The sequence below is a fragment of the Bradyrhizobium sp. Ken51 genome (assembly GCF_055807435.1).
This window is the reverse complement of the sequence record NZ_JBVVPB010000001.1, coordinates 119,443-131,478: the sequence shown is the minus strand read 5'-3', so window position 1 is coordinate 131,478 and position 12,036 is coordinate 119,443. Positions and strand designations below refer to the sequence as shown.

General features: G+C 65.7%; 11 protein-coding genes. 8 read left to right on the top strand and 3 right to left on the bottom strand.

The features are described from left to right. Nucleotide 1 precedes the first annotated feature (1 nt). Nucleotides 2–937 (top strand): carbohydrate kinase family protein, encoded by a 936-nt coding sequence (locus AC0L27_RS00530; RefSeq protein ID WP_354206610.1) that lies wholly within the window; start codon nucleotides 2–4, stop codon nucleotides 935–937. Nucleotides 938–943: 6 nt separating this feature from the next. On the opposite strand, the gene AC0L27_RS00525 is transcribed toward AC0L27_RS00530, so the two are convergent. Next, nucleotides 944–1,831, bottom strand: a complete 888-nt coding sequence (locus AC0L27_RS00525) for a LysR family transcriptional regulator (RefSeq protein ID WP_354206608.1) — start codon at nucleotides 1,829–1,831, stop codon at nucleotides 944–946. A 120-nt stretch (nucleotides 1,832–1,951) separates the two neighbouring features. On the opposite strand from AC0L27_RS00525, the gene AC0L27_RS00520 reads away from it, so the two are divergent. The 7 genes from AC0L27_RS00520 (at nucleotide 1,952) to AC0L27_RS00490 (ending at nucleotide 10,384) form a co-directional block, all read left to right on the top strand. Beyond that, the gene (locus AC0L27_RS00520) at nucleotides 1,952–3,373 is read left to right on the top strand and encodes an amidase (protein ID WP_354206606.1); all 1,422 of its coding nucleotides are present in this window, start codon (nucleotides 1,952–1,954) and stop codon (nucleotides 3,371–3,373) included. Between the two features lie 277 nt (nucleotides 3,374–3,650). Next, nucleotides 3,651–4,601: an ABC transporter permease gene (locus AC0L27_RS00515; RefSeq protein ID WP_354206604.1), complete on the top strand. Its 951-nt coding sequence runs from the start codon at nucleotides 3,651–3,653 to the stop codon at nucleotides 4,599–4,601. Next, on the top strand, nucleotides 4,598–5,491 hold the full coding sequence (locus AC0L27_RS00510; protein WP_354206602.1) for an ABC transporter permease: 894 nt from the start codon (nucleotides 4,598–4,600) through the stop codon (nucleotides 5,489–5,491). Before AC0L27_RS00515 ends, AC0L27_RS00510 begins: the two co-directional genes overlap by 4 nt. A 2-nt stretch (nucleotides 5,492–5,493) precedes the next feature. Further along, complete coding sequence (locus AC0L27_RS00505; RefSeq protein ID WP_354206600.1) at nucleotides 5,494–6,507, top strand: ABC transporter ATP-binding protein; 1,014 nt, start codon at nucleotides 5,494–5,496, stop codon at nucleotides 6,505–6,507. Next, nucleotides 6,504–7,508, top strand: a complete 1,005-nt coding sequence (locus AC0L27_RS00500; RefSeq protein WP_354206598.1) for an ABC transporter ATP-binding protein — start codon at nucleotides 6,504–6,506, stop codon at nucleotides 7,506–7,508. Before AC0L27_RS00505 ends, AC0L27_RS00500 begins: the two co-directional genes overlap by 4 nt. A 53-nt stretch (nucleotides 7,509–7,561) precedes the next feature. After that, complete coding sequence (locus tag AC0L27_RS00495; protein ID WP_354206596.1) at nucleotides 7,562–9,058, top strand: ABC transporter substrate-binding protein; 1,497 nt, start codon at nucleotides 7,562–7,564, stop codon at nucleotides 9,056–9,058. Nucleotides 9,059–9,409: 351 nt separating this feature from the next. After that, on the top strand, nucleotides 9,410–10,384 hold the full coding sequence (locus tag AC0L27_RS00490; protein ID WP_354206594.1) for a magnesium transporter CorA family protein: 975 nt from the start codon (nucleotides 9,410–9,412) through the stop codon (nucleotides 10,382–10,384). Nucleotides 10,385–10,427: 43 nt separating this feature from the next. On the opposite strand, the gene AC0L27_RS00485 is transcribed toward AC0L27_RS00490, so the two are convergent. Further along, nucleotides 10,428–11,054 carry an alpha/beta hydrolase gene (locus AC0L27_RS00485; protein WP_354206592.1) on the bottom strand — a complete coding sequence of 209 codons (627 nt, stop codon included), beginning with the start codon at nucleotides 11,052–11,054 and terminating at the stop codon, nucleotides 10,428–10,430. Next, a complete protein-coding gene (locus AC0L27_RS00480; RefSeq protein ID WP_354254110.1) occupies nucleotides 11,051–11,989 on the bottom strand; it encodes a ring-cleaving dioxygenase in 939 nt (312 codons plus the stop codon). The genes AC0L27_RS00485 and AC0L27_RS00480 overlap by 4 nt, the downstream gene beginning before the upstream one ends. Nucleotides 11,990–12,036 lie beyond the last annotated feature (47 nt).

Sequence of the window (12,036 nt, the reverse complement as noted above, 5' to 3'; positions counted from 1 at the left end):
GATGTTGATTTCCTGCGGCGATGCGCTGATCGATTTCGTCCCGACGCGAAACACCGACGGGCGCGAAGCGGTGATGCCGGCGGTCGGCGGCTCCTGCCTCAACGTCGCAATCGGCATGGCGCGGCTCGGCGCGCCGACCGGCTTTGTCGGCGGCATCTCGACGGACATGTTCGGGCGCATGATCGCCGACCACGCCGCTGCATCCAATGTCGAGCTCGCCCTCGCCACAAACAGCGATCACCAGACCACGCTTGCCTTCGTTCGCATCGTCGCCGGCGAGTCGCATTATGCTTTCTACGATGCCGAGACCGCCACGCGGAACTGGACCTACCGGCGCGGCTCCATTGCGTTCTATACGGTTGAAGCCCTCCATGTCGGCTCGACCACACTCGTTAACGACCAAGGCGCGACCGAGACCAAGGCCCTGATCGCGGACGCACGGGCGTCCTCGACAATCTCCTTTGATCCGAACTGCCGGCCCAACCTCGTGAAGGACAAGCCGGCTTATCTCGCGCGCATGGCCGAGTTTGCGACCAGCGCCGATCTCATCAAGATGTCGGACGTCGATTTTACCTATCTGTTCGCCGACGAGCCGTATCACCAGCGTGCGAGCACGCTGCTCGCACGCGGCGCGAGCCTCGTCGTCATCACCCGTGGTGACAACGGTGCGATCGCGTGGCATGCGGGGGCAGGGCAGATCGAGGTCGCCGCCCCCAAGGTCGTGGTCGCCGACACCATCGGCGCGGGTGACAGTTTTCAGGCGGCGTTGTTGTTCGCCCTGCACAAGCAGGGACGGCTCGCCCGACAGCAACTGAAGGATATCGGCGCGGACGAGCTTCGCCGTGCACTGTCCTTTGCCGCCAATTGCGCCGGGCTAACCTGCACCCGTCCGGGCGCCGATCCGCCCTGGAGTCACGAGATCAGTTGGAGCTCGTAGGCCGCCTCACAGCCGCGCGACCGCCTTCTCGGCGCATTTCAGGAAGGTGCGGATCAGCGGACTCTGGGAGTCCCGCCGCCAACAGACCGCGATATCGATGGAGTCGGTGGCGTCCCGCAGCGGCCGGAACACGACCCCGCGCGGCGCCCCGAGCTGCGCGCAGGCGGGCAGGATGGCGAGGCCTTCACCGGCGAGAACCAGGCTCATCGCCGAATGCACCGTCTCCACCCGGCTCGCAATCGGCATTACGATCTGGTGCCGCCGCAGCAGGGCCGCGACCGCGGAGGAGGAGGGGTCCCGCTCCGGCGGCGGCAGCGCGATCAGCGGACGGCCCTGGAGTCGTATCATTGGCACCGCGCTCAGGCGCGCAAGCGGCGAACGGTTTGGCACCGCCAGCATGAACGGCTGCGCGCCGATCCGGGTCACCTGGATCTCGGGATGGTGGATCACCGGCATGCACAACGCGACCGTGACGCTGCGATCGAGCAGCCGGGCCTCGCGCGTCGAGGCACTGAGCTCGGCGAAATCAAGATCGACGCCGGGAATGGATCGCCGCAGTTCGGGGATGAGGCGCGGCAGCATCGCGTTCGCCAGCACGAACATGTAACCGACGGACAGCCGACCACGGCTGCCGGCCGCGACCGCGCGTGCGGCTTCGATGCCGTCCGCCGCCAGCGCCAGCGCCTCGCCGGCGCGCGCCAGCAGTGCCTGGCCCGCGTCGGTCAAATCCATGCCGCGCGTGCCGCGGCGGAACAGCGGTGCACCGACCTCGGCCTCCAGCTTGCGGATCTGGACCGAGAGCGGCGGCTGCGCCATCCGCAGCCGCTCGGCAGCCTTGCCGACACTGCGCGCCTCGGCGACGGCGACGAAATAGCGGAGCCGGCGAAGATCCATTGGCATACCGAAAATGTATGGGTTGGTGTTCAAAATCGTATTGGCGGCGAGTTAACAAAACTGTCATCCTGGCTGTCAATGCTATCGGCCACCGGCGGCCGGCTTCGGAGCGATGTGACGATGAACGGCGATCCTTGCCAGCTATCCGCAACCGTGCTGCGCGGCCTCATCGCGACAAAGCAGATATCGCCCGTCGAGCTCACCCGCGCGGTGCTCGCCCGTGCCGAGGCGCTCCAGCCCGAGCTGAACTGCTTCATCACGATCTGCGGCGACGAGGCGCTTGCGGCTGCGCGCGAGGCCGAGCGCAAGGTGATGGCCGGCGAGCCGCTCGGCCTGCTGCACGGCATTCCCGTCACCGTCAAGGACATCGTCAACACCAAGGGCGTCAAGACCACCTTCGGTGCCGTTCCCTACAAGGACAACGTGCCGGCCGAGGACGCCGTCGCGGTCGCGCGGCTCCGCGCGCAAGGCGCGATCCTGATCGGCAAGACCACGACGCCCGAATTCGGCAGCAAGTGCCTGACCGATTCGCCGCTGTTCGGCCGCACCCTCAATGCGTGGAGCGCCGAGCGCTCCTCCGGCGGCTCCAGCGGCGGCGCAGCGGTGGCGGTGGCGAGCGGCATCGCGCCACTTGCGATCGCGACCGATGGCGGCGGCTCGACGCGGATTCCCGCCGCCTGCAACGGCGTGGTCGGGCTGAAGCAGAGCAACGGCGTCATCCCACACAGCCAGGCGCTGGACGCGTTCGGCAACCAGACCTATGTCACGCCGATGACTCGGACCGTCGCCGACACCGCACTGATGATGCAGGCGATGGCCGGCGAGGATTCCTGCGATCCCTGGTCGATCGGCATTCCCGTGACCGACTTCGTCGGCACGGCCACCCCGCGCGGCGATCTGCGTGGGCAGAAAATCCTGTACTGCCTCTCGCCGCCCGGACGCCCCGTCTCTGCCGATGTCGAGGCCGGCTTCAAGGCGAGCCTCGATCGGCTCGCGGGCCTGGGTGCCGAGCTCGAGGAGTTTTCGGGCGAGGGGTTCGACATCGAGCCGATCTGGCGCGCCATCAATCACACGGTCTGGCGGACGCGCTTTGCAAAACTCGCAGCCGAGTATGGGCACGCGCTGAGCGAGGCCTTCCTCAAGCAGCTTGCGCTTGCCACCGACGTCAGCGGCGTCGCCTATCAAGAGGCGATGTTCGCGCGCGCGGCGCTGTTCCGCCGGGTGCAATCCCTGCTTGCGCGCGGGCATCTGCTGGCGATGCCGACCATCACCCGCACCGCGCTGCACATCGATCAGGACCTGTTCGGCACCATCGAGATCGACGGCAAGCACTTTGACAGCGTCCGGCCGCACTGGTTCCCCTGGACCATGCCGTTCAACATGACCGGACACCCCGCGATCAGTCTGCCCTGCGGCTTCGGCCGCGATGGCCTGCCGATCGGATTGCAACTCGTGGGCCGCTTCCGCGCCGATGCGGACTTGCTGCGCGTAAGCGCGCTGTTCGAGGCCTCGCATGACCTCCTGTCCCGCTGGCCGGCTTGAGCAGATGGGCATGCAGCAAAGCACTTGCCTCCGGCCCTCGGACATGTTGATCGTGCCGCGGATGCCCCCTGAATCCGAACGCCCATGAGCCTATTTGTCCCCGTGCGGCATGACGCCCGCATCCGCCTCGGTGTCGTCCTGGCGAAAGCCAGGACCCATACCGCGGAATTGATCGGTGACGGGCAGTGCCAGTACCGAACGACGAGTCTTAGCCAAACTGCTCCCTGGGGGTATGGGTCCTGGCCTTCGCCAGGACGACGTCGGAGCTCGTGAGCGCATGAGTGTATTTGTCCTCCGACGTGTGCTGACCTTGCTGGCGACGCTGGTCGGCGCTTCCGTGATCATTTTCCTGGTGCTGGATGCTCTTCCGGGCAACGCCGCGCAGATGCTGATGGGCGCCGATGCCTCGCCAGATGCGGTCCGCGCGCTCACCGTCAAGCTCGGGCTCGATCAGCCGCTGGCGGTTCGCTATTTGCGATGGATCAAGGGGCTGCTCGTCGGCGATCTCGGCAACTCCTATGTCTACGGCACCCCGGTTGCTGCCTTGATCGCGGAGCGGCTGGTGCTGACCATTCCGCTCGCGATGATGTCCATGCTGATCACGGTGACGCTGGCGCTCTCGGCCGGCATCTACACCGCCGCCAACCACAACAAGCTCGGCGATGTCGGGGTGATGTCGCTGACGCAGGTGGGCATCGCGCTGCCGAATTTCTGGTTCGCGATCCTGCTGGTGCTGTTGTTCTCGGTGCGGCTGCAATGGCTGTCCGCGGGCGGCTTTCCCGGTTGGGAGGACGGCATCTGGCCCGGCATCAAGTCGCTGCTGCTGCCGGCGATCTCGCTCGCGGTGGTGCAGGCCGCGATCCTCGCGCGCGTCACGCGTTCTGCGGTGCTGGAAGTGCTGCGTGAAGACTTCGTCCGCACGGCGCGCGCAAAAGGCCTCGGCAAGCGCGAGGTGCTGTGGAGCCACGTGCTGCGCAACGCCATGATCCCCGTGATGACCGTGATGGGGCTGCAATTCGCCAATCTGCTCGCCGGCACCATCGTGATCGAGAACGTGTTCTATCTGCCGGGCCTCGGCCGCCTGATCTTCCAGTCGATCGCCAACCGCGACCTCATCGTGGTGCGCAACTGCGTGATGCTGCTCGCGACCATGGTGGTCATCGTCAATTTCGTGGTCGACGTGCTCTATGCCTTCGTCGATCCCCGCATCAAGGTGCACGATCTGTGAGTGATCCGCTCGTCACCCTCGTCGATGCGCCGGCCTTAGCGCGCCCTCTGCCGGCCCGGACCTTCTGGCGCCGCGCGCTGCGTCATCGCAGCTTCGTGCTCGGCGGCGCGCTGAGCCTGCTGGTGCTCGCCTCGGCGCTGCTGTCGCTGCTGTGGACGCCCTGGTCGCCTTATGAGATCGACATTGCCTCAAAGCTCCGGCCGCCCTCGGCCGCGCACTGGCTCGGCACCGACGTCTTCGGCCGCGACATCGTCTCGCTGCTGCTCGCCGGCGCCCGCTCCACCATCATGGTCGGCATCATCGCGGTCAGCATCGGCCTCACCTTCGGCGTCTGTCTCGGCCTGATCGCGTCGGCCAAGCGCGGCTGGACCGAAGAGATCATCATGCGCTTCTCCGATTTCACCTTCGCCTTTCCGGCCGTGCTCTCCGCCATCATGCTCGCTGCGGTCGTCGGGCCCGGCATGGTGACCTCGATCGTCGCCATCGGCATCTTCCAGATTCCCACGCTGATCCGGCTGACGCGCGGCTCGGCCAACGCGATCTGGGCGCGTGAATTCGTGCTGGCCGCGCGCGCGGCGGGGAAGGGCAAGTTTCGCATCACCATCGAGCACGTGCTGCCCAACATCCTCTCGATCCTGATCGTGCAGGCGACCATCCAGTTCGCGCTTGCGATTCTAGCCGAAGCCGCCTTGTCCTATCTCGGGCTCGGCACGCAGCCGCCGCAACCGTCCTGGGGCCGCATGCTGAACGACGCACAGACGCTGCTGTTCCAGTCGCCGATGCTCGCCGTCTATCCGGGCGCTGCGATTGCAATCGCGGTGCTCGGCCTCAATCTGCTCGGCGACGGGCTGCGCGATCTGCTCGATCCCCGACTGGCGCGGGAGCGATGAGGATGGGCGAGCGCTCGACCATGCCGCTGATCGAGGTCGAAAATCTCGGCGTGCGCCTCAATACCAGCCGCGGGCCTGCACAGGCCGTGCGCGGCGTCAGCTTTGCCCTGAAGCGCGGCGAGACGCTCGGGCTCGTCGGCGAATCCGGCTGCGGCAAGTCGGTGACGGCGTTGTCGCTGATGGGACTGCTGCCGGACAGCGCGGTCGTCACCGGCAGCATCAAGCTGGATGGCGGCGAACTCGCTGGTTTGTCGGACGCGGAGTATTGTCGGCTGCGCGGCAATCGCATCAGCATGATCTTCCAGGAGCCGATGACCGCGCTCAACCCGATGCACACGATCGGCCACCAGGTCGCCGAGCCGCTGCGGCGTCACAGGAAATATTCGGCATCGCAGGCGCGGCGAGAAGCGATCGCCTTGCTCGACCGCGTCGGGCTGCCTGATCCGGCGCGGCGCGTCGATGCCTATCCGCACCAGTTTTCCGGCGGCCAGCGTCAGCGCGTCACGATCGCGATGGCGCTCGCCTGCGAGCCCGACCTGCTGATCGCGGACGAGCCGACCACGGCGCTCGACGTCACCATTCAGGGCCAGATCCTAGACCTCATCGCCGATCTCGTCGAAGAGCGCGGCATGTCGATGATCCTGATCTCGCACGATCTCGGCGTCATCGCCGAGAACGTGCAACGCATGATGGTGATGTACGGCGGCACGATCATCGAGAGCGGACCGACCGACGAGGTGTTCCGCCGGATGGGACATCCCTACACGCAGGGCCTGTTCCGCGCCCGGCCGAAGCTCGGCGCGCGCAAGGGGACGCGGCTGACGACGATATCGGGCACGGTCCCGGAGCTCGCCGATCTGCCTTCCGGTTGCACCTTCGCCGACCGGTGTCCGCTCGTGATCGAGCAGTGCCGGGCCGCGCTTCCACCGATGGTGGACGTTGGACCCGGCCATTTCGTGCGCTGCATCCGGACCGACGTCTCCATGGCCGAACGCGTCGGAGCGCTGACCGTATGAGCACGGCGCCTCTTCTCGACGTGAAGGATCTCGAGCAGCGCTACACGCTGCCGCGTGAAAGCGTATTTCGCCTGCCGGGGCAGGTGCGCGCGCTCAATGGTGTCAGCGTGCGGGTCGAGGCCGGCAAGAGCCTCGGCATCGTCGGCGAATCCGGCTCCGGCAAGTCGACTTTCGCGCGGGTGGTGATGGCGCTGGAGCGGCCGACATCGGGCCAGGTCGCGCTGCTCGGCCGCGACCTCAACCGCATCTCCGCGGACGAGCTGCGCCGCGCCCGCCGAGATTTCCAGATGGTGTTCCAGGATCCCTACGGATCGCTGGACCCACGCCAGACCATCGCGCGCATCGTGGCCGAGCCGCTCACCGTGCTTGATGGCGCCGACCGCAATACGTTCCGCGAGCGCGTCTCCGCGGTGCTGCAGCAGGTGGGCCTGCGTAGTGCCGACATGGAGAAGTATCCGCACGAATTCTCCGGCGGCCAGCGCCAGCGCATCGCCATCGCACGCGCGCTGATCACCCAACCGAAACTGATCGTCGCCGACGAGCCGGTCTCCGCGCTCGACGTCTCCGTGCAGGCGCAAGTCTTGAATCTGATGCAGGACCTCCAGGAGCAGTTCGGCCTCAGTTACGTCCTGATCAGTCACGATCTCGCCGTCGTCGACTATCTCTGCGACGAGGTCGCGGTGATGTATCTCGGCCGCATCGTCGAGCAGGGCCGTCCCGAGGATTTGTTCGAGCGCTGCGCCCATCCCTACACGCGAGCGCTGCTGGATGCCGTGCCGCGGGTGCGCGCCGGCGGCGGCCGGCGGCGGCGCGGGGCTCAGGCGATTGCCTCGCAATCGGCGGTCGCGACCGGATGTCCCTATGTCTCGCGGTGCGCTCTCGCCGACCAGCATTGCCGCGAGGTTCTGCCTGAGCTACGCAAGGTGGGCGAGACGCATCTGGCCGCCTGCCACAAGGCGGAAGCCGTGATGGCGTTGCCGCCATTGCCCGTGGAAGGTTAGCGTCTGCAGCGGGATTGGCGTAGGCTGGGATGAGAGAAGGCCGGGAGTAACGCATGTTCAGGAAACTATCGATCGTCGCATTCGCCGCCGCGCTTGCCGTGGCTCCGTTGCCGGTGCTGGCGCAGTCCAAGAAGGACAGCGTCGTCATGGCGATGGCGCTGGAGCCGCCGGGGCTCGATCCCACCAACGCCGCCGCCGCCGCGATCGCCGAGGTCACGCTCTACAACATCTATGAGACCCTGACCAAGATCAACGAGGACGGCACCACTTCGCCGCTGCTCGCCGAAAGCTGGACTGCATCGCCCGATCTGAAGACCTATACGTTCAAGCTGCGCAAGGGCGTCAAGTTCCACAACGGCGAGCCGTTCGACTCCGCTGCCGTGAAGTTCTCGTTCGAGCGCAATGCTGTCGCCACCAGCACCAACAAGGACAAGAGCCTGTTCCAGAGCTTCGAGAAGGTCGACGCGCCCGATCCCGATACGGTCGTGATCAGCTTGAAGAATTCCGAGCCTAACCTGCCGTTCCTGCTGGGGCAGGCGAGCGGCTCGATCGTCGAGCCGAAGAGCGCTGCGACCAATATCACGCAGCCGGTCGGGACCGGGCCCTATCAGCTGGGCGCCTGGGCCAAGGGCTCCTCGATGACCCTGACCAAATGGGCCGACTACCGCAACGCAGCCGCGATCAAGCTCTCGAAGGTGACGATCCGCTTCATCTCCGATCCGTCCGCGCAGACAGCGGCGCTGCTGTCGGGCGATGTCGACGCGTTTCCTCGCGTGTCTGCCCAGCGCACCATCGCTCAGTTCAAGGCCGATCCGCGCTTCAACGTTATGGTCGGCGGCTCCAGGGCGAAGACCATCGTCGGCATCAACCATCGCAAGAAGCCGCTCGACGATGTTCGCGTGCGCCGTGCGATCCTCGCTGCGATCGATCGCAAGGCGATGATCGACGGCGCGGTCGATGGTTTCGGCACGCCGATCGGCAGCTTCTACGTGCCGAGCGCGTTCGGGTATGTCGACACGACCGGCATCAACCCGTTCGATCCCGAGAAGGCAAAAAAGCTGCTCGCCGAGGCCGGCATCACCACGCCGCTCGAACTCTCGCTGAAGCTGCCGCCGCCGTCTTATGCGCGGCAGGGCGGCGAGATCCTCGCGGCCCAGCTCGCCAAGGTCGGCATCATCGCCAATATCGAGAACGTCGAATGGGCGCAATGGCTGTCGCAGGTATTCGCCGGCAATGGTCCACACAATTTCGACCTCACCATCGTCAGCCATGTCGAACCGTTCGATCTCGTCAAGATCACCGAACAGGACTACTATCTCGGCTACAACAACGAGGCGTTCAACGCGCTGTACAAGCAGATCGTGTCGACGCCGGATGAAGCTGCCCGTGCCAAGCTTCTCGGCGACGCCCAGCGCATGCTGGCCACCGACGCGGTCTCGGGCTATCTGTACCAGCCGCAGCTGATCACCATCACCAACAAGAAGCTGAAGGGCGTCTGGAAGGACGTGCCCCAGTACGAGAACGACTTCTCGACGTGGGCGTGGGAGTAGGGTCGCGGAGGTCGATTGCGTGATGTCGGTGACGATCGCTCCCAACGGAGAGATCGTCACGAGACCGGTCCAAACAAAAACCTGAAAAACAACCCCATGCACAGTAGCCGGGGATAGTCATTTCAATGACTTGCGCGTCACGCAATTGAATGGTTTGCGTTGCGCGATGCCGTTGACCCGTCGGGCAAAACACTGGCATGATGGCATCATCGAAGGAGGCGCGCCCGCTTGGTTTGATTGCGCCGGCCCGATGCTCACCGACTGTGAACGTTCGGAACCCTCATGCGTTAGCTCGGCGCAGGATGGCCGCAGGCCGTGCGATCCGGCGCGAGGGTATGCGGAGTTCGATTCTTGCTCAAACTGTACAGGTGGCCATCCGACGACTGGCAGAAAATCGGCGGGGAGATGCCGTCCGAGATCATCTGGGCGGATCTTTTGGACGCGACCGCAGAAGAAAAGCAGTTCGTCGAACGATTGCTCGGGATCCGCGTTCCGTCCGAGGATTCGCTCAGCGAGATCGAAGCGTCGAGCCGGCTGATCCTCGACAAGGGCACGCTCTATCTCAGCTCGCCTGCGGTCCGGCTCAACGAGGACAACGAGGCCGAGATCACGCCGGTGGGATTCGTCATCGGCCCGCGCGTGCTGGTGACGGTACGCTTCGCGCAGCTGCCGATCTTCGACGACATCGGCAAGCGTATCGGTTCCGATGACAGCCTGGAGAACGGCATGTGCGTGTTCACCAGTCTGGTCGAGGCGATGGTCGACCGTGGGGCCGATGTTCTTGAGCATCTCGGCGCGAAGGTCGACAGGCTCTCGCGGGGCGTCTTCAAAGGCGGGCTCGTCCGCACCCAGCGGCCGGTCCGCTCCAGCCGGCGGATGCGCGAGGCGCTGGAGAACATCGGGGAGTTGGCTGATCGGCTCGCCAAGGCGCGCGATGTCCTGCTTGGTGTCGGCCGCGTCGCCTCGTTTGCCGGCGATGTCGGGAGTGAATGGATCACGGCCGCGTCGAAGAAGCGCCTCGAGGCCGTCTCGAAGGATGTCGCTTCGCTCGGCGACTACGAGACGCGATTGTCGGACAAGATCCAGCTTTTGCTCGATGCCGTGCTCGGCTTCATCAACATCCAGCAGAACGAGCTGTTCAAGATCCTGACAATCGTTTCGGTCGTCGGCGTACCGCCCACGATCATGGTCGGCATCTGGGGCATGAACTTCAAGCACATGCCGGAGCTGGACTGGACGTTCGGCTATCCGCTGGCGTGGCTCGCCATCATTGCCAGCGGCGTGCTGCCGCTGATCTGGTTCAAGCGCCGCGGCTGGTTCGAGTAAAGCCGCGGCGCACCGCTCGAAGACGATGCGCCGCTTTTGGGGATCAGGCGACTTCGGCGGCGAATTTGCCGACCCAGTCGCGGGCGAGCGTCAAATCGGCTTGCGACAATTGATGGCCCGCCGGCAACACCTTGTGTTCGACCCGCGCTCCGGCTTCCGACAACAGCGACGCAAGCTTCCCCGAATTGCTCGCCGGAACGATCGGATCAGCCTGCCCTGACAGAAGCAGGACGGGCTTGCCGCCGAGCTCAACCTTCGGCGGATCCGACAGCGGCACCATGGCGCGGAGCAGGATCGCGCCTGCCAACACGTCCGGCTCCAGCAGCAACAGCGCGGCCGCGATGTTGGCGCCGTTGGAGAAGCCGACCGCGACCGGTGCGGCGAGGCCGTAGCGCTGCCGTGCCTCGCTGACGAAGTCGCCGAGCTCGCGCGCGCGCCGCCGCACATCGTCCTCGTCGAACACGCCCTCGGCAAGGCGGCGGAAGAAACGCGGCATGCCATGCTCGAGCACGCGGCCGCGCGGCGAGAGCAGGGCCGAGCCAGGCGAGATCATCTTGCCAAGCCCGAGCAGATCGTTCTCGTCGCCACCAGTGCCGTGCAGCAGCAGGAGCGGAGGAGAGCCCGCGCTGGTCGCGGGCTCGAAACGATGGACGAATGAACTCTCGGTCATGACACGCTCTCTGCCAAATTCGGCAACACAGCCTCGATCTGCTTGCGCTGCGCTTCGAGGAAGCCAGGTAGCTTCAGGTCACGTCCCAGCGTCGCCACGGGCTCGTCGACGGCGAAGCCGGGGATATCGGTCGCGATCTCGAACAGCACGCCGCCGGGCTCGCGGAAGTAGATCGAGCGGAAGTAGTTGCGGTCCCTTTGTTCGGTCGGGTGCAGGCCGTGATTGCTGACGAGCCTCTGCGCCATCTTGCCTTGCTCGGCGTCGTCGGCTGCGCGGAAGGCGATGTGATGCACGGAGCCGCCACCCTGGTGCCCGCGCAGGAAGCCCTTCGCCTCGTAGATGTCGACAACGCTGCCTTCGACATCGCCCGGTGCCTTGAAGCGGATCACCGAGCCTTCACGCGCCATCTCTTTGAAGCCGAACACGTCGGTGAGGACGGCAGCCGTCTTTGCCGCGCTGTCGAGCAGCAAGGTCACGCCGTGGAAGCCGCGGATCGCATGCTCGGCCGGCACGTCGCCGTTGCTCCAGGCGGGCTCGCTCTCGGCACCGGGAATGCCGACGAGCGCGAGCGCCATGCCATCAGGGTCTGTGAACGGCAGAACGGATTCGCCAAAGCGCTTCTCCAGCGCCTCGTAAGCGATGCCCTTCTCGACGAAGCGCTGCGTCCAATAGCCGAGCGAGCGCTGCGGCACGCGGAAGGCGGTCTGGTGGGTCTCGCCGACGCCGCGGCGCCCGGCCGGCACGCCGGCCCACGGAAAGAAGGTCAGGATGGTGCCGGGGCGGCCGGTCTCGTCGCCATAGTAGAAGTGATAGGTGCCGGGATCGTCGAAATTGACCGTCTTCTTGACGAAGCGCAGGCCGAGATCTCGGGTGTAGAAGCCGAAATTCCTGATCGGGTCGCCGGCGATCGCGGTCACATGGTGCAGTCCAGACATTGTCGTCCTCCAACGCTAGGGGAGCGGTCTTGCTCTGGCCGGAAATA